Below are 17,773 nucleotides of genomic sequence, written 5' to 3'. Positions count from 1 at the left end.
CAAAAAGGCGTTCGTTCAGAACGCAATGGGGAGGAAGACGCGGCGCAGAAATAAAACCACATATGCGAATGCAAAATATTCGCATATGTGGTTTTATTTGCGGCTTTCGATCCGTACTTCGCCGCCGTCCAGGCCCACGGTTTTCACCGGGATCAGGGCGGGCAGAGCGTTGAGCAGGGCATCGGGATCCTTGGCATCCAGGCTGCCGGAAACCTTGTAGTGCGCCAGCGGGCCGTCGGCCAGTTGCACAGGCTTGCTGCGGTAAAGATTGAGCTCGTCGATCAGGCTGGCCAGTTCGCGGTTACGAAAGGTCAGGTGGCCGCCGCGCCAGTCGGCTACCTCTTCAGCGCTCAGCGCCTGCTGTTGCACGGTGCCCTTGGCATAGTCGTAGGTGCCGCGCTGGCGGGCTTCGAGCAAGGTCGCGTGATTCGGGTCACCTTCGGGCTCGAAGGCGACTTGACCGTGGGCGACGCTGACCACCAGTTGCTTTTGACCGCGTCGCACGTCGAACGCGGTACCGACCACTCGCACGCGGGCGTTGCCGGCATGTACCCAGAGCGGGCGTTCCTTGTCGGCGGCGACTTCCAGGTAGAGCTGGCCCTGGTCCAGATAGATATCGCGTTGCAAGGCACGAAAGTTGATGCGCAGACGGGTGTTGGCATTCACGTACAGGGTGCTGCCATCTGGCAGCTTCAGGGTACGGGTACCTTCGGCATGGGCCGCGACCTGATGCCGGTAGGGCGTGTTCGGCGCACCGAGGCTGCTGGTCAATAGCGCACAGATCAGCGCGGCTGCCACGGCTGGAACCTGGCGCCAAGGGCTGGTTCGGCGCGGCGCCAGTGGCACTGGCCTGTTCAACCGGCGCAGTTCGCCGAGATCGGCCCACAACGTCTCGAGCTCGGCATAGGCACGGGCGTGGGCAGGGGTTGCCCGCCATGCCTCGAAGTCCTCGGCGGCGGCTTGGTCCTGCTCGCTGCGATTGCGTGCAAACCAGCTGGCTGCCTGGGCGTCGATGCTATTTTCAGCGAACTCGATATCAGTGACGCGCTTCATTCTGGCTGCTCCTTGCCATGATCTTGATCCAGGCGTTGCTTGCAGTGCTGCAAGGCAGAGGCGATATGTTTCTCCACCATGCTGATGGAAATCCCCATGCGTTCAGCGACCTCGGCCTGGCTCAAGCCCTCGAAACGAGCAAGCATAAGGGCTTCCCGGCGCCGAGGCGAGAGTTCGGTGAGTACCTGCTTGAGGTGTTCGAGTCGCTTCAGGCGCTCAGTGGCCGCCAGCGGTTCGTTGCGGTCGTCGGCCACAGGTTCCTGCTCCAGGTCGCTCTGTTGGTTATGCACTGCTTGCCGAACCTTTTGCTTGCGCCAGTGATCGCGCAACAGGTTGCGTGCCATCTGGAACAGAAAGGCCCGTGGTTGCTCGACCCTGGCTTGCTGGTCGTAGTCCAACCATTGGGTGAAGACGTCCTGGGTCATGTCCGCCGCGTCGTTGGCGTTGTCGGTTCGTTTACGCAGGAAATGCAGAATGTCCGCATAGAACCCGCGAAAGGTTTCAACCGACAAGGGATCGGGCTTGGGACGGGACATGGGATACTTCATGACTTCAGGTAGTGGCTGAGAAGTCATGAATGATATCGATAATTATTGCTATTTGTCTTTCTTGAAATAAATCCCTGCCAGTAGATTTTTCCCGCGCCAACGCGGCAACGATCATTTAGGGCGGCGCGCGCCGTTCACCCCGCGAGTCGCGCCAGTGAGCGGGGCGTTTTATTCTTCGGGCGTGACCCGCAGCTCCGGGTCACCCAGTGGATGGCTCTTGGCATCGAAGAAGCGCAATGTCACTTCTCGACCGTCGAACAGCTCGGCCAAGCGTCGTTTCTGGTGCTGGATAAACGCCTTGCTGCGCGGGTGGATTGAAATCGCCAGGGTGTCGATACGGGCGTCGTGCAAGGCCTGGACGATATGCCGGTCCTGCTCGCCGAGATCATGGCCAAAAACGCACAGGGCACCCTGATGCTTGCTCAACTGCCCGTAGCAGTACGACAGGTAGTCCGAATTGCGGATCGCCTTGAGCTTGTCTTCGGCTCGTCCTTCGTTGACGAACAGCGGCACATCGCCGAGGGTGTTGATGGCGAAGCTGCCGAGCAGGGTGCTTTCCGAGGACAGCAGCTTGCGGGTACCGCCGTCGACGTTCTTCACCAGATGCAGGCCGCCGTGCAGGTAGAGAATCCGCGTGCCCTGGGTTTCGGTATGGCCTAGGTCGAAGGTCGCCTCGTCGTTGCAGAACAGGTCGGTGAACGGCTGCGGCGCCTGCATGATTGCCCAATAGTTGAGCAGGTCGTAATTGGTGGAGTAGAGCGTCGAGTAACACGCCAGTTCGCTGTTGATTCGTGCCAGGCTGCGGGGCTCGACGAATTTCCAGGGAATATGCACCGAGCGCACGGCATGGATCAGCGCTTCCTTGATCGCAAAGTAGCGATTGCGCGGTGACGAGGAGTTGAGCGCCAGGGCAGCGTTGACCCTGATGGTGTGCTTCAGCGCACTGAGTACCTGTTCGAAATTGCAAGTGTCCAGGGCCTTGAACACGGCGAGCTCGCTCAGCCCCAGCGGGCGGTTGCGAATGCTCTGCGCTTTGTCGAACAGCGAGTCGTAGGCGAATGCAGGCCACACCGCCCGGCTGGCGCCATTGCCGACGAGCAGGCCGGTAAAGGCAATATCGGCACGCACGGCGTTCCAGTCTTCAAGTTCAGTGGCAAATTCCTGGAGTTCCATAATCGCTATTCGTCGTCTCGAAGCAGAAGGTAGACAGACGGTAACTTTATCATGAGCCAGCGTCAGGCCCGATCAAACACAATCAGGATCGCTGCCAAGATCATCAATCAACGCTCAGCAAGAGACTGAAAGGGCGATATCCTCGACACTTCGATTGAGTCGCTGCCGAGCCCGCCATGTTGCAAAAAAGCCTGATCCGCCGCCTGGACCTGATCACCCTGCAATTGTTCGTGGCTGTGCACGAGGAGGGCACTCTGACCCGTGCGGCGGCCCGCGAGGCCATCGCCGTGTCGGCGGCGAGTAAGCGCCTGATGGAATTGGAAGAGGCGCTGGGTATTGGCCTGTTCGTGCGCCAGGCCAAGGGCATGGCACTGACGCCCGCCGGGGAAACGCTGCTGCATCATGCTCGGCAGATGTTGTTCAACGTCGAGAAAATGGGCCTGGAGCTGGGTGAACATACCCAGGGCGTGCGCGGCTATGTACGGATGCTGGCCAATCTGTCGGCGATTATCCAGTTCCTGCCGGAAGACCTGCGGGACTTCTCCGCACGCCATCCGCAAGTGAAGCTTGATCTTGAGGAGCGGCCCAGCAACGGCGTGGTGCGAGGCGTGCTCGACGGTGTGGCCGACCTTGGGGTCTGTTCCAGCGACACCGATGTGCGCGGCTTGCCCAGCAGGCTGTATCGGCACGATCGATTGGTAGTGCTGATGCTTCCCGATTATCCGCTGGCGGCGCGCCAGGAGCTGGCCTTCGCCGATACCCTGGACAGTGATCACGTCGGCCTGCACTCGGCCAGTTCGATCAATATGCGTACCCAGGTGGCGGCCCGAGCGGCGGGCAAGGTGTTGCGCCTGCGGATTCATGTACCGGGCTTCGATGCCATGTGTCGGATGGTCCAGGCGAACATGGGAATTGGCATCCTGCCGCTAAGGGCCTATGAACTGTTTGGTCGAGCCTTGGGGTTGCACGCCGTGCCACTGATTGATGAATGGTCTGCGCGCCGCCTGATCCTGGTGGCCCGGGAAGAGGCGGCGTTATCGCCAGTGAGTCGTCTGCTGTTCGAGCACCTGAGCGCACCGGGCTGAGCGTTCGCGTTTGGCGAACGAAGCTTGCCGAGTGAAGGTTGGATCGATTAGCCGTTGCTCCACTAGCCTTGGGAACAAATTCCAAGAGTGTGAGGTACCGGTGATGACTGCTCCCCTGAGTGGAATCAAGGTGATCGAGATCGGCACGTTGATTGCTGCGCCTTTTGCCGCTCGTATACTCGGCGAGTTCGGTGCTGAGGTGATCAAGATCGAATCCATTGGCCAGGGCGATCCTCTTCGCAAGTGGCGAAAGCTCCACGAAGGCACTTCGCTTTGGTGGTACTTGCAATCGAGGAACAAAAAATCCCTGGCGTTGAATCTCAAGTCGACGCAAGGCATCGAGCTGATCAAGCAACTGGCGAGCGACGCCGATGTATTGATCGAAAACCTGCGTCCCGGCGCCCTGGAAAAACTCGGTCTCGGTTGGGACGTGTTGCATGCCATCAATCCCAAGCTGACGTTGGTGCGCATTTCCGGCTACGGTCAAACCGGCCCTTATCGCGACCGTCCGGGATTCGGCGCTATCGGCGAGGCCATGGGCGGCATTCGCTACACCACCGGCACACCTGGTTCGCCGCCGGCACGGGTCGGTGTCAGCCTTGGCGATTCCCTGGCCTCGTTGCACGGCGTCATCGGCGCGTTGATTTCGTTGCTGCGCGTCAAGAGCGGACAGGGCGAGGGGCAGGTGGTCGATGTCTCCCTGGCCGAAAGTGTGTTCAACGTCATGGAAAGCCTGGTGCCGGAATACGATCTGCTTGGCCATGTCCGTGAACGCACAGGCGGAGCCTTGCCCGGTATCGCACCGTCCAATACTTACCTGACTGCCGAGGGTGCCTATGTGGTGATTGCCGGCAACAGCGACCCGATCTACCGGCGCTTGATGAACGTGATTGGCCGTCCGGATCTGGCCGAAGCGCCGCAGTTCGCTCACAACGATGGCCGAGCGGCGCAAAGCGGTGTACTGGACGCGGCGATTACCCACTGGACCAGCAGCCTGCCGATCGACGATGTACTGGCTGCCTTGCAGGATGCCGAGGTACCGGCTGGGCGGATTTACTCGGTCGCCGATATTGTCGCCGATCCCCATTACCAGGCCCGCGACATGTTGCTCGATGCGCAATTGCCCGGCGGCGCCCAAGTGAAGATGCCGGGTATCGTGCCCAAGCTGTCCGAGACTCCGGGCAGGGTGAACTGGCAAGGTCCGGCTCTTGGCCAGCATACCCAGGACATTCTCCAAGGCCTGGGGCTGATCGAGGCCGATATCCAACGCCTGAAATCCGAAGGGGTGGTGCAATGATTCGCGATTTTTCCGAACGCCTGGTCGTCCAGGAAGTGTCTCCTCGCGATGGTTTGCAGATCGAACCGAGCTGGGTGGAAACCGCCGACAAAATCGCCTTGATCGACGAGTTGTCGCTCGCCGGTTTCTCGCGGATCGAAGGCGGTTCGTTTGTCTCGCCCAAGGCGGTTCCGGCGCTGCGTGACGGTGAACAAGTCTTTCAGGGTATTCGTCGCCAGGCGGGAGTGATCTACGTGGCGTTGGTGCCGAACCTGAAAGGTGCCGAGCGGGCTCTGGCGGCTGGTGCCGATGAACTGAACCTGGTGATGTCCGCCAGCCAGACCCATAACCAGGCCAACATGCGCATGAGTTGCGAGGCGTCGCTGGCGGCCTTTGGTACGGTCATCGAACGGGTCAGCACCGAGGCGGTGCTGTTGAACGCCACCGTCGCCACGACCTTCGGCTGCCCGTTCGAAGGTGTAATTGACGAAGACCGCGTGGTGCAGATCGTCGATACCTACCTGGACATGGGTATGCAGGGTATCACCCTGGCCGACACTACCGGCATGGCCAATCCGCGTCAGGTGCAACGCTTGGTCAAGCGCGTACTCGAACGCCTGCCGGCGCAGGCGTTGACCCTGCATTTTCACAACACCCGTGGCCTCGGCCTGTGCAACGTGCTGGCGGCGTATGAAGCCGGTGCCCGGCGTTTCGACGCGTCGGTCGGCGGGCTGGGCGGTTGTCCTTTCGCGCCTGGGGCCTCGGGCAATATCTGCACCGAGGACCTGGTCAATCTGTGCGACGAAATGGGCATCGACACCGGTATCGATCTGCCGGCGCTGTTGGCGATCTCTCGTCGCCTGCCGGCGTTGCTCGGGCACGAGCTGCCCGGCCAGGTAGCCAAGGCCGGACGCAATTGTGATTTGCATTCGGCACTGAAGTTCGGCGTCGGTTCGTAGCGATAGCCGTTTCAGACAACCTTTACCAGACAACAAAAACAATCGGACACTCACGAACAGTCCGCCTGGAGAAACACCATGAGCCTCAATGTCTTGGAGGCGGGCCAGAGTCCCGCCGTTATACACGATGCCGAAAAAGCCCTGATCAGCAAAGTCGCCTGGCGAATCATGCCGCTGATCATGGTCTGCTACCTGTTCGCCTTCTTCGACCGGATCAATATCAGTTTCGCCAAGTTCCAGTTACAGACCGACCTGAGCCTCAGCGACACCGCCTACGGATTGGGTGCGGGGCTGTTCGTGGTTGGGTATGTGTTGTTCGAGGTGCCGAGCAACATGATGCTGTACAAGGTCGGTGCGCGGCGTTGGATCGCCCGGATCATGATGTCCTGGGGCGCGGCGACGGCGGCGATGGTCTTTGTCAACAGCGAATGGCAGTTCTATGCGTTGCGGTTTGTCATTGGCGCGATGGAGGCCGGTTTTGCACCGGGTGTGTTGTATTACCTGACCTTGTGGTTTCCCCAGCACTATCGCGGGCGTATCACCTCGATGCTGTTTCTTGCCTCGGCGTTCGCCGGGCTGGTGGGCGCACCGCTCTCCGGACTGGTGCTGGCACACCTTGACGGTGTGTTGCAGATGCGCGGCTGGCACTGGTTGTTCCTGCTCGGCGGCCTGCCCTGCATTGGCCTTGGCCTGCTGGTGCTGGGTTTGCTCAAGGACCGTATCGACGATGCCCACTGGTTGACGTCGACGGAGAAGACTTTGTTGTCGAGCCGTATCGCCCGGCATGAGCCGCACCAATCTGGCAGTTCGCTATTGGCCGCACTGCGTATTCCCGGTTTCCTGACACTGGGGCTGATTTACTTCCTGATCCAGATTGCCTCTTATGGACTGAACTTCTGGGCGCCGCAGTTGATTCGTAGCGCGGGCACTCAAAGCCCGGTGATCATCGGGCTGCTCACGGCGATCCCGTACATCTGTGGTGCCATTAGCATGGTGGTGGTAGGCCGCTTGTCCGATGCCAGTGGCGAGCGCCGCAAGTTTGTCTGCGGCTTGGTGGTGCTGGGGGCAATCGGTTTCTTCTGCGCGGGGATTTTTGCCGATCACACGGTATTCCTGATCGTGGCGCTGAGTCTGCTAGGCGCCGGGATCATCGCGTCGATCCCCGCCTTCTGGGCACTACCGCCGAAACTGCTGGCCGGCGCGGGTGCCGGAGCCGCAGGTGGCATCGCGGTAATCAATACCCTGGGGCAGTTTGGTGGCATCATCAGCCCGGTTATGGTCGGGCGAATCAAGGACCTCAGTGGCAGCACGACGCCCGCGCTTTACGTCATCGGTGTCACCAGTCTGATCGCTGCCGCGTTGCTGTTGTGGGGGCTGCCGCAGAAACTGCGCAGCCTGGACAAGCTTGAGTCTGAATGAACCAATAGTCGTCTCCAAAAAAAGCGGCCCGGATAAACCGGGCCGCTTTTTTTTGCAACGAGAGCGCTTACTGCACTTCTACCGCCAGGCTGTCGCTGATCTTCTTGCTCCAGATCGCTGGACCGGTGATGTGTACCGACTCGCCCTTGGTATCGACAGCGACCGTGACTGGCATGTCCTTGACCTCGAACTCGTAGATCGCTTCCATGCCCAGTTCGGCAAAGGCGACGACCTTGGATTTCTTGATGGCCTGGGCCACCAGGTAGGCAGCGCCACCCACGGCCATCAGGTACACGGCCTTGTGGTCCTTGATCGCCTCGATGGCGGTTGGGCCGCGCTCGGATTTGCCAATCATGCCCAACAGGCCGGTCTGGTCGAGGATCTGCCGGGTGAATTTATCCATGCGCGTAGCGGTGGTCGGACCCGCAGGGCCGACGACTTCTTCACGCACCGGATCCACCGGGCCGACGTAATAGATGAAGCGGCCTTTGAGGTCGACCGGCAAGGTTTCACCCTTGTTCAGCATTTCCACCATACGCTTGTGCGCGGCATCGCGCCCGGTGAGCATCTTACCGTTGAGCAGCACGGTTTCGCCCGGCTTCCAGCTCTGCACGTCTTCTGGGGTCAGGGTGTCGAGGTTGACGCGCCGGGCTGATGGACCGGCTTCCCAGACAATTTCCGGATAGGCGTCCAGCGATGGCGCCTCCAGCGAGGCCGGGCCGGAACCGTCGAGCACGAAGTGCGCGTGGCGAGTGGCGGCGCAGTTGGGGATCATGCACACGGGCAGGGAAGCCGCGTGGGTCGGGTAGTCCATGATCTTCACGTCGAGCACGGTGGTCAGGCCGCCAAGACCCTGGGCACCGATGCCCAGTTGGTTGACCTTTTCGAATAGCTCCAGGCGCATTTCTTCGATGCGATTGGATGGACCGCGCTTCTTCAGCTCGTGGATGTCGATAGACTCCATCAACACTTCCTTGGCCATGACCGCGGCTTTCTCGGCGGTGCCGCCGATACCGATGCCGAGCATGCCCGGTGGACACCAGCCGGCGCCCATGGTCGGTACGGTCTTGAGGACCCAGTCGACGATTGAGTCGGAGGGGTTGAGCATGGCCATCTTTGACTTGTTCTCGGAACCGCCACCCTTGGCCGCCACATCCACTTCCACCGTGTTACCCGGGACGATGGAGTAGTGGATGACCGCCGGAGTGTTGTCCTTGGTGTTTTTGCGGGCACCTGCCGGATCGGCCAGGATCGAGGCGCGCAGGACGTTTTCCGGCAGGTTGTAAGCGCGACGCACGCCTTCGTTGATCATGTCGTCCAGGCCCATGGTGGCGCCGTCCCAGCGCACGTCCATGCCGACGCGCACGAATACGGTGACGATCCCGGTGTCCTGGCAGATGGGCCGGTGGCCGGTGGCGCACATGCGCGAGTTAATCAGGATCTGTGCCATGGAGTCACGGGCGGCCGGCGACTCTTCCCGCAGATAGGCCTCGTGCATAGCCTGGATGAAGTCCACGGGATGATAATAGGAAATAAACTGAAGTGCATCGGCGACGCTCTGTATCAGGTCGTCTTGCTTGATCACGGTCATGGGGCGCGCTCCTCTATAGAGACGGGAACATTCAAGTAAGGTGTTTGCGATCAATAGGTGCCCTGCCTTGAGGCGGGGCACCAGGGTCTGTCGAAAACATCTTTTAAGGCTGGCCGGGCACGCAGGACCGGCACCAAAAAGGCGCGGCAGTATAACCCGCCCGGTTGTCGGGTACATCCGTCAGTGGTCAAACCTTGGCCGACCGATGGCGAGCATTGCTCCTTGGTACTCGTACAGCAAGGGCTGTACGGGTGGTAAAAAATTGAATAGTTATTTTTGCTCCAGATCACTAGAGTGACGGGTGGCCTGTACGGGAAGGAAACCCTTTGAGCCCTCAGCGCACGGTGAGTCATAGATTGACCCATAAAGCCATACAGAGTCTGTTACGCAAACGCTTTGCCCTGGCTGCCGGTACATATGTGCTGGTGCTGCCATTGGTCTGGGCGGCGATTTTCACCGACCAGCAGCGGGCCAGTGTCACCACGGCACTGGTCATTACCGGCCTGGTGATCGCCAGTCAGTGTGGGCTCGGCTGGCTGTTTTTCAGTGGTCGTAACCTGCGCTTTCGCGACCCGAGTCTGACCGAGTTCCAGGTATTGCTGGGGCTGGGCTGGCAAACCTACATGATGGCCAACCTTGAGCATGCTCGCGGCACTTTCCTGGTGTTTTACCCACTGGTGCTGCTGTTTGGCCTGTTTCATCTGCCGCGGCGCAAATTTGTGCGGTGCGCGGCGTTGGTGTTTTTCAGCTTTGCCGCCCTGAATCTCCAGGAAGGTTACCAGTTCCGACTGCCCGATCCTGGGTTGGCGGTGCTACAGGTCTGTGTGCTGTTCGTGGTGTTGGCTTGGCTGTGCCTATATGCCAGTTATGTACAAGCGTCTCGCCAGCGCATGCGACAACGACGGTTTGCCTTGCAGGCCCATCAGGATACCCTGCGGGGGATGATGCGCCAGCTGGAAGACCTGGTCGCCACCGACGAACTGACCGGCCTGTATAATCGTCGACACTTCCTGCGCCTGGCCTCCCGCGAGCTGGAACTGATGGATCCGGACACGGTGCACGGTCTGGCCCTGATCGATCTTGATCATTTCAAGCGCATCAATGATGTCCATGGGCATGCGACCGGTGATCAGGTATTGCAGGCGTTCGCCGGTGTGGCCGGCGCCTGCGCGCGCGAAGGTGATGTATTGGCGCGTTATGGAGGAGAAGAATTCGTGCTGCTCTTGCCCAATGCCGATCCCGAGCGCCTGACGGCCTGCTGCGAACGTCTGCGTCTAGCCTTTACCCAGGTCGAACTGGTGGGGGTGACGGTGAGCAACTTGAGCCTGTCGGTGGGCATGACACTGATGGCCGCAGGCGACGATCTGGATGAGGCCTTGCAGCGTGCCGATCAGGCGCTGTACCGCGCCAAACGCGACGGGCGTAACCACTGTTGCGCCGCCTGGGAATACAGCGATGCCTGAGTTGCGGGTCGGTGAACGAGTCTGGTCGGTGGCCAGCGGCGGCAATCTGCTCGATGCCTTGAACCAGGCTGGGGTGAGGGTGCCCTACAGTTGTCGAGCGGGCAGTTGCCATGCCTGCCTGGTGCATTGTCTGCAGGGCGAACCGCAAGACAATCAACCGAATGCCCTGACCCTTGAACAGCGTGAGCGCGGCTGGCGGCTGGCCTGCCAATGCCAGATGCGCGAAGACTTGTACCTGGAAATCTTCGATCCGCTGCGCGATGGGGCGCTGGCCCATATCAGCGAACTCGACTGGTTGAGCCCCACGGTATTGCGTCTACGGCTGTTGCCGGAGCGGCCACTGCGTTATTGCGCCGGCCAGCACTTGGTGCTGTGGACAACCCAGGGTGTTGCGCGCCCTTATTCATTGGCGAGCCTGCCCCAGGAGGACCGCTACCTGGAGTTTCACCTCGATTGCCGCCAGCCCGGCGAGTTCAGCGACGCGGCCCGAGGCTTCAGGATCGGCGAAATAATTCGCCTGGGGGAATTACGTGGCGGCGCCTTGCATTACAATCCCGACTGGCATGCCCGGCCACTGTGGCTGCTGGCGGCCGGCACAGGGCTGGGGCCGTTATGGGGCGTGCTGCGCGAAGCCTTGCGCCAGGGGCACGCAGGACCGATTCGTTTGGTGCACCTGGCTCATGGTCGCCATGAACACTACCTGGCCACTGAGCTGGCCGAACTGGCCGGTGCCCATGGCAATGTCACGGTCCAATATCTGGAAGGGGCTGAACTGCCGGAGTTTCTGGCCAAACTACGGCTTGCCTCACGACAAACCTTGGCTCTACTCTGTGGTGCCCCGGCCAGTGTCGAAGTCTTTGCCAAGCGCCTGTACCTGCTCGGATTGCCGCGCAATCAACTGCTTGCAGATGTGTTCCTGTCACGCGGTTGAATGGCGCTCAAGAGCAGAGCATCCACAATGCCTGGTGTCTGGGTGACATAAGGCAAAAAGCCTCGCGGCACTACTGCGGCGAGGCTTTGAGCACAGCGTCAGGTCACTCAGACCATCGGGTCGCCGACATGCAGGATCTTCATCCCGTTGGTGCCACCGATGGTGTGGTAGCTGTCGCCCTTGGTCAGGATGACCCAGTCGCCTTGCTCGACCACGCCGCGCTTGAGCAACTCGTCCACCGCAGCCTGGCTGACTTTCTCGGGCGGTAGCGAAGCTGGGTCGAACGGCACGGTATAGACACCGCGGAACATCGCTGCGCGAGCCTGGGTCTCACGATGCGGGGAAAACGCGTAGATGGGCACCGACGAACGGATCCGCGACATGATCAACGGTGTGTAGCCGCTTTCGGTCAGGGCGATGATCGCCTTGACGCCCGGGAAGTGATTGGCCGTGTACATGGCTGCCAGGGCGATGCTCTGGTCGCAGCTTTCGAAGACCTTGCCGATACGGTGGCTGGAGGTCTTGCTGGTCGGATGCTTTTCCGCGCCGACACAGATGCGCGCCATGGCCTGCACGGCTTCTAGCGGGTAGGCACCGGCGGCGCTTTCAGCCGACAGCATGACGGCGTCGGTGTAATCCAGTACGGCGTTGGCGACGTCGGACACTTCGGCACGGGTCGGCATCGGGTTCTGGATCATCGACTCCATCATCTGGGTGGCAACGATCACGGCTTTATTGTGGCGGCGCGCATGCAGAATGATTTTCTTCTGGATGCCCACCAGCTCGGCGTCGCCGATTTCCACGCCGAGGTCGCCACGGGCAACCATGACGGCGTCGCTGGCCTTGATCAGGCCGTCGAGGGTTTCGTCGTCGGCCACGGCCTCGGCGCGCTCGATCTTCGCCACCAGCCAGGCGGTACCGCCGGCTTCGTCGCGCAGTTTGCGGGCGTATTCCATGTCGGCGGCGTCACGTGGGAAGGAGACTGCAAGGTAGTCCACTTCCATCTCAGCGGCGAGCTTGATGTCGGCCTTGTCCTTTTCGGTCAGGGCCGGAGCGGTCAGGCCGCCACCGCGACGGTTGATCCCCTTATGGTCCGACAGCGGGCCGCCGATGGTCACGGTGCAACGCAATTCGGTAGCGGTAGCGGTGTCGACCCGCATGACCACGCGACCGTCGTCGAGCAGCAGTTCGTCGCCCACGCCGCAGTCCTTGACCAGGTCCGGGTAGTCGATACCGACGACCTGCTGGTTGCCTTCGGTCAGCGGATGGCTGGTGGAGAAGGTGAACGGATCACCGATCTTCAACTCGATGCGCTTGTTGGCGAATTTGGCGATACGGATCTTCGGGCCTTGCAGGTCACCCAGCAGCGCCACGAAGCGCCCGTGTTTGGCGGCGAGGTCGCGGACCAGCCTGGCACGAGCCTTGTGCTCGTCGGGGGTACCGTGGGAGAAGTTCAGGCGGGCGACGTCCAGGCCAGCTAGAATCAGCTGTTCCAGAACTTGCGGCGAATTGCTGGCCGGGCCCAGTGTGGCGACGATTTTAGTACGACGAACGGACATGCAGAGACTCCTGAGTTCAAGCGCAACGAGAGGCTACTATGGTCCTGTGCTGTAGTCATTGTTCATTTGCACTACTTTTCAGCGAAGAATTTTTCGGATAGGTCGCTTGAGGAACACTCTGAAGATTTTCGTCGACGGGTCGATACCCTGCCAAGAACAGGAGATACCCATGCGAATTTTGCTCGTTTTAGTCTTGGCCGCCAGTGTCGTCGGTTGCACCCGCTGGTCGATGAACAGCCACCTGAACAATGCCTACCGTTCTTATGATCGCGGTAATTGCGAAGACGTGATGCTACAGTTGTCTCAGGTCGACCGTGAGAGTCGCTCCCGCTCCTATGTTCAGCCGGAAGTGTCGATGTTGCGCGGTCAGTGCCTGGAGCGTCAGAAGCTGTTCGTCGACGCGGCACAGACCTATCGTTTCATCATTAGTCAGTTCCCCTCCAGCGAGTATGCCTACCGTGCCCAGGCCCGCCTGGAGACCCTGCGTCAGCTTGGGCATGCCGATGGTGCAACCCCGGCCCAGCCGACATCGGCGACTTTTTGATGATGGTTGCAATATGAGCTGGCTCTCTGCCAGCTTTCAGCTACAGTTCGGAGAGTATGGTTTAAGTTTTATCAATTCATTTGAGTTGAAAGCCATGGCTCGGTAGATGTAATGCGATAGGGCGATCCGCTGCCGTCGCGCCGAGGCCAAGGGAGAGCGGACCCGCCGGTCCTGCTCCGAAGCACTAGCGCGGTCATGCTGAATGACCTTGTATAGCGATCACCAACATGCCTACTGACCGTCGTATCGAACGGCACCAGCTGCCGTATTTTCTGCAAGTGTTCAATCGCTTCACCGACAAGCCCATTGGCTATTTGGGTAATGTTTCCGACGAGGGGCTGATGTTGATCAGCCAGTTGCCGTTATTGGTGAAGGCGGACTTCAAACTGCAATTGAAACTCCCCGGTCCCGATGACACGGTCCAGCTTATCGATCTGAATGGCCGCTGCCTCTGGTCCCATGAAGAGGCGACGCCGGGTTATTACGACTCGGGCTTTGCCCTGTCCGAGCCTCCCGAGGCGTATCACAAGCTGGTGAGTGCGTTGCAACACTACTTCAGCTTTTACCCGTTGGAAGCTTCGGCATAAATAGTAGGGAAGTCCGCCTGCTGCAGAGAGCCTCGGCTTTTTCCAACTGAGGTAGCGACTGACCGGTTCGGCACCGAGTTCGCGTGGGCGCCCATCGAGGACGGGAGCGCCCTGGGCGTTGAGGCGCCCATGGCGGTTGGCCCGGTCATTCGGTAGTCGACCGTGCGGCAGCCGGCGAGGGTTTCGGGCAGCGTCTGTATCGGGCCAGGACCTGGCTGGCGGCGGCTTGGTAATCTGCCGGGCGGTAGTGTTCCCGTCGATCTGGCGTAGGCTGTCGCCTTCGCGAAATCCACGCAACAGGTTGAACTTCAGGCCCTGGCCACTGCCGCCAAGCGCAGGGCTTCGCCTCTAGCCAACGCCGCCGGCCTAAGCAACCGTACTCTGTAATCGATTGTCAATATAAGTTGTACCGGGCGACTGGCCCCAAGGGCGGTCAAGCGCCTAGACTGGCTCGGTCTTCTGTTCAGGAACCAGCCGTGACCTCTATCTTCTGGTACGACTACGAAACCACTGGGATTAATCCGCGCAGCGACCGCGCGCTGCAGGTGGCGGGCATCCGTACCGATGCCGAGCTCAATGAGATCGACACGCCGGTCAATCTCTACTGCCAGCCCGGCGAGGATATCCTGCCGCATCCGGCGGCCTGTATGATTACCGGTATCACACCCTCGCAGCTTGCCGGTCAGGGGTTGGCAGAGGCCGACTTCATGACCCGCGTGCACGCCCAACTGGCGCAACCGGGAACCTGTGGGGCGGGCTACAACACCCTGCGCTTTGATGACGAAGTGACCCGCTACAGCCTGTACCGGAACTTCTTCGATCCCTATGCGCGGGAATGGCAGGGCGGCAATAGTCGTTGGGACCTGATCGACGTGGTACGTGCCGCCTACGCACTACGACCCCAGGGTATTGTCTGGCCGGAGGAAGAGGGGCGAGTGACGTTAAGGCTGGAGCGACTGACCGCCGCCAATGGCATCGATCATGGTCATGCCCACGAAGCCTTGTCCGATGTTCGCGCGACTATTGCTCTGGCGCGGCTGATTCGTGAAAAGCAACCGAAGTTGTATGACTGGCTCTTTCAATTGCGTAGCAAGCAGCGGGTGCTGGAGCAGATTCGCCTGTTGCAGCCTATGGTGCATATCTCCGGGCGTTTTTCCGCCGCTCGCAACTATCTGGGCGTAGTCCTGCCACTGGCCTGGCATCCGCGCAATCGCAATGCGCTGATCGTCTGTGACTTACATCACGACCCGCAGCCGCTGCTGGACCTGGATACAGAATCGCTGCGACAGCATCTGTACACCCGTCGCGAGAACATGATTGATGGACAATTGCCGGTGCCGCTCAAGTTAATTTACGTCAACCGCTGTCCGGTCGTGGCGCCGATGGCGGTTTTACGGGCAGAAGATCAGCAGCGTCTGCAACTCGACATGGCACTCTATGAGACCCGTCGCCTGCGGCTTAATGACACACAGCAAGTTTGGCGGGATAAAGTCCAGGCGGTTTATGCGATAGAAGACTTCACCCCCAGCGAAGATCCGGAGCAGCAGTTATACGATGGTTTTCTTGGCGATCGCGACCGCCGCTTATGTGAACAAGTGCGCGGCGCGGGGCCGGAGCAATTGGCGCGGGAGCACTGGCCTTTCGATGATGCTCGCTTGCCGGAATTATTATTCCGTTATCGTGCACGTAACTTTCCCGATAGCTTGAGCGAAGAAGAGCAACAGCGTTGGCAGACATTCTGTCGGCGACGCCTGAGTGAGTCGAGCTGGGGCGCGCCTAATACCCTGGCGGGGTTTAGCGACGCGCTTGCGAGCTGTTTAGCCAATGCCACGCCCGAGCAGGCGCAAGTGCTCGGCGAGTGGCAGCGCCATGCGCACTCTTTGTACGCTCGTTTTAACATTCAGTTGGATTGACTGACGAGGGATTAAATCGAAGTAATAAAAAACGCCAGCAAGCTGGCGTTTTTTCTACATCGCAAAAAGCTTGGCGACGGGTATTTTGCTTAGCCCAGCAGAGTGGCCCAGCCTTCAACCACGTCACCGCCCCACTTGGCTTTCCACTCTTTCAGAGTCTTGTGGTTGCCACCTTTGGTTTCGATGACTTCACCATTGTGTGGGTTTTTGTACTGCTTGACCTTGCGCGCGCGCTTGGCACCGGTGGTTTTTACCGCGCCGCCACGTGGGGCCTTTTCTTTGGCCTGTGGGTCCAGGATCAGTTGGCAGTCGCGCAGCGACTTGGCATGTTTAGCCAGCAGGGCGCGCAGTTCTTTTTCGAATTCCATTTCTTTTTTCAGGGCGCCGTCTTTTTCCATGGCTGCCATTTCTGCTTTCAGTGCTTCGATGTTTTCTTGTACGGCGCGGTATTTGTTGATCAGAGACATGGGGACTACCTTATGTGAGTCGTGTATGAGGGTTGCAGTGGCGCAATAATAGTCAGACAGTTTGCCCAAGTAAACATTTAAGCGAATGTTTGTTGCATTTAATTTTTGAACTTTGCGGAGACGCGATGGACGCCTGTTAGATATTCTGCTCGGGACGCCCGAAAATAGTCCCGCGAACGGTCCGTTGAACTATCCAAACTGCTGGCTGTTTCAGTTGCCGCCGCGAGCGTTGTGATGCTGTTGGTCCCACAAATTGCCTGTTGCCGCGCACAGTGCAAGGAATACTGCAGTTTTGCCGTGTAGTCGCTAGAATGGCGACCTTTGTGAAGTTTTGGAGTTCCCCCCTCATGCGCACTTTCCGGCTGGTGATCGCTTGTCCCGACCGCGTTGGCATCGTTGCCAAAGTCAGTAACTTTCTGGCGTTTTATAACGGTTGGATCACCGAAGCGAGCCATCACTCCGACAACCTCAGCGGCTGGTTCTTTATGCGTCACGAGATCCGTGCCGACAGTCTGCCGTTTGGTTTGGAGGCTTTTCGCGAGGCATTTGCACCGATCGCCGAAGAGTTCTCCATGACTTGGCGCATCACCGATACCGAACAGAAGAAGCGCGTGGTCTTGATGGCCAGCCGCGAATCCCATTGCCTGGCCGACTTGTTGCACCGCTGGCACAGTGATGAACTTGATTGCGAGATCGCCTGCGTGATTTCCAACCACAACGACCTGCGCCGGATGGTCGAGTGGCACGGTATTCCCTATTACTATGTACCGGTGAACCCGCAGGATAAGGCGCCGGCATTCGCCGAAGTGTCACGCCTGGTCAAGCATCATGACGCCGATGTGGTGGTGCTGGCGCGCTACATGCAGATCTTGCCGCCGGCACTGTGCAGCGAGTACGCGCACAAGGTCATCAATATCCACCACAGCTTCCTGCCTTCCTTCGTCGGCGCCAAGCCTTACCACCAAGCATCCCTGCGCGGGGTGAAGCTGATCGGCGCGACGTGTCATTACGTGACCGAAGAACTGGATGCCGGCCCGATCATCGAACAGGATGTGGTGCGTGTGAGCCACAGTGATAGCATCGAGGACATGGTGCGTTTCGGTCGCGATGTCGAGAAGATGGTGCTGGCCCGTGGCTTGCGTTATCACCTGGAAGACCGTGTGCTGGTGCACGGTAACAAGACAGTGGTGTTCTGACCGCCTGTC

Annotated in this window: 16 protein-coding genes and 1 pseudogene; 10 read left to right on the top strand and 7 right to left on the bottom strand. The window is 59.7% G+C overall.

The features are described 5' to 3' along the window. Positions 1 to 93 precede the first annotated feature (93 nt). The 3 genes from BMX68_RS03645 to BMX68_RS03635 form a co-directional block, all read right to left on the bottom strand. Entirely contained in the window at positions 94 to 1,053 is a 960-nt protein-coding gene (locus BMX68_RS03645; RefSeq protein WP_017131953.1) for a FecR family protein, read from the bottom strand. Then, the gene (locus BMX68_RS03640; protein ID WP_017131954.1) at positions 1,050 to 1,589 is read right to left on the bottom strand and encodes an RNA polymerase sigma factor; all 540 of its coding nucleotides are present in this window, start codon (positions 1,587 to 1,589) and stop codon (positions 1,050 to 1,052) included. Before BMX68_RS03640 ends, BMX68_RS03645 begins: the two co-directional genes overlap by 4 nt. Positions 1,590 to 1,769: 180 nt before the next feature. Further along, on the bottom strand, positions 1,770 to 2,774 hold the full coding sequence (locus BMX68_RS03635) for a DUF4917 family protein (protein ID WP_017131955.1): 1,005 nt from the start codon (positions 2,772 to 2,774) through the stop codon (positions 1,770 to 1,772). Between the two features lie 176 nt (positions 2,775 to 2,950). Here BMX68_RS03635 and BMX68_RS03630 point away from each other — a divergent pair, with 176 nt between their 5' ends. The 4 genes from BMX68_RS03630 (at position 2,951) to BMX68_RS03615 (ending at position 7,513) form a co-directional block, all read left to right on the top strand. Then, complete coding sequence (locus BMX68_RS03630; RefSeq protein WP_017131956.1) at positions 2,951 to 3,859, top strand: LysR family transcriptional regulator; 909 nt, start codon at positions 2,951 to 2,953, stop codon at positions 3,857 to 3,859. Between the two features lie 103 nt (positions 3,860 to 3,962). Further along, positions 3,963 to 5,156, top strand: a complete 1,194-nt coding sequence (locus tag BMX68_RS03625) for a CaiB/BaiF CoA transferase family protein (protein ID WP_017131957.1) — start codon at positions 3,963 to 3,965, stop codon at positions 5,154 to 5,156. Further along, positions 5,153 to 6,094, top strand: a complete 942-nt coding sequence (locus BMX68_RS03620) for a hydroxymethylglutaryl-CoA lyase (RefSeq protein WP_017131958.1) — start codon at positions 5,153 to 5,155, stop codon at positions 6,092 to 6,094. The genes BMX68_RS03625 and BMX68_RS03620 overlap by 4 nt, the downstream gene beginning before the upstream one ends. A gap of 78 nt (positions 6,095 to 6,172) precedes the next feature. Beyond that, on the top strand, positions 6,173 to 7,513 hold the full coding sequence (locus BMX68_RS03615; RefSeq protein ID WP_060782888.1) for an MFS transporter: 1,341 nt from the start codon (positions 6,173 to 6,175) through the stop codon (positions 7,511 to 7,513). Positions 7,514 to 7,580: 67 nt separating this feature from the next. On the opposite strand, the gene BMX68_RS03610 is transcribed toward BMX68_RS03615, so the two are convergent. Further along, positions 7,581 to 9,104 (bottom strand): fumarate hydratase, encoded by a 1,524-nt coding sequence (locus BMX68_RS03610; protein ID WP_017131960.1) that lies wholly within the window; start codon positions 9,102 to 9,104, stop codon positions 7,581 to 7,583. A gap of 356 nt (positions 9,105 to 9,460) precedes the next feature. Here BMX68_RS03610 and BMX68_RS03605 point away from each other — a divergent pair, with 356 nt between their 5' ends. Further along, positions 9,461 to 10,567, top strand: a complete 1,107-nt coding sequence (locus tag BMX68_RS03605; protein WP_017131961.1) for a GGDEF domain-containing protein — start codon at positions 9,461 to 9,463, stop codon at positions 10,565 to 10,567. After that, complete coding sequence (locus BMX68_RS03600; RefSeq protein ID WP_017131962.1) at positions 10,560 to 11,498, top strand: iron-sulfur-binding ferredoxin reductase; 939 nt, start codon at positions 10,560 to 10,562, stop codon at positions 11,496 to 11,498. The genes BMX68_RS03605 and BMX68_RS03600 overlap by 8 nt, the downstream gene beginning before the upstream one ends. A gap of 107 nt (positions 11,499 to 11,605) precedes the next feature. Here the strand turns inward: BMX68_RS03600 and pyk are convergent, their stop codons facing one another. Continuing rightward, positions 11,606 to 13,057: a pyruvate kinase gene (gene pyk, locus BMX68_RS03595; RefSeq protein WP_017131963.1), complete on the bottom strand. Its 1,452-nt coding sequence runs from the start codon at positions 13,055 to 13,057 to the stop codon at positions 11,606 to 11,608. A 169-nt stretch (positions 13,058 to 13,226) separates the two neighbouring features. Here pyk and BMX68_RS03590 point away from each other — a divergent pair, with 169 nt between their 5' ends. After that, entirely contained in the window at positions 13,227 to 13,601 is a 375-nt protein-coding gene (locus BMX68_RS03590) for a tetratricopeptide repeat protein (RefSeq protein WP_017131964.1), read from the top strand. Positions 13,602 to 13,828: 227 nt separating this feature from the next. Then, positions 13,829 to 14,188 (top strand): PilZ domain-containing protein, encoded by a 360-nt coding sequence (locus BMX68_RS03585; protein WP_017131965.1) that lies wholly within the window; start codon positions 13,829 to 13,831, stop codon positions 14,186 to 14,188. 36 nt (positions 14,189 to 14,224) lie between these two features. On the opposite strand, the pseudogene BMX68_RS26225 reads toward BMX68_RS03585, so the two are convergent. Next, positions 14,225 to 14,391 (bottom strand): annotated as a pseudogene (locus tag BMX68_RS26225) (DUF58 domain-containing protein); the annotation flags it as partial. 273 nt (positions 14,392 to 14,664) lie between these two features. Between BMX68_RS26225 and sbcB the strand changes: the two are divergent. Continuing rightward, a complete protein-coding gene (sbcB, locus tag BMX68_RS03580; protein ID WP_017131966.1) occupies positions 14,665 to 16,101 on the top strand; it encodes an exodeoxyribonuclease I in 1,437 nt (478 codons plus the stop codon). An 89-nt stretch (positions 16,102 to 16,190) separates the two neighbouring features. Here the strand turns inward: sbcB and mvaT are convergent, their stop codons facing one another. Then, positions 16,191 to 16,568: a histone-like nucleoid-structuring protein MvaT gene (gene mvaT / locus BMX68_RS03575; protein WP_017131967.1), complete on the bottom strand. Its 378-nt coding sequence runs from the start codon at positions 16,566 to 16,568 to the stop codon at positions 16,191 to 16,193. Between the two features lie 347 nt (positions 16,569 to 16,915). Between mvaT and purU the strand changes: the two genes are divergently transcribed. Then, on the top strand, positions 16,916 to 17,764 hold the full coding sequence (gene purU / locus BMX68_RS03570) for a formyltetrahydrofolate deformylase (protein ID WP_026013178.1): 849 nt from the start codon (positions 16,916 to 16,918) through the stop codon (positions 17,762 to 17,764). Positions 17,765 to 17,773 lie beyond the last annotated feature (9 nt).

This window comes from Pseudomonas agarici, from assembly GCF_900109755.1.
Classification (GTDB): domain Bacteria; phylum Pseudomonadota; class Gammaproteobacteria; order Pseudomonadales; family Pseudomonadaceae; genus Aquipseudomonas; species Aquipseudomonas agarici.
The sequence above is the reverse complement of the archived record's forward strand: the minus strand, read 5'-3'. Positions and strand labels throughout refer to the sequence as shown.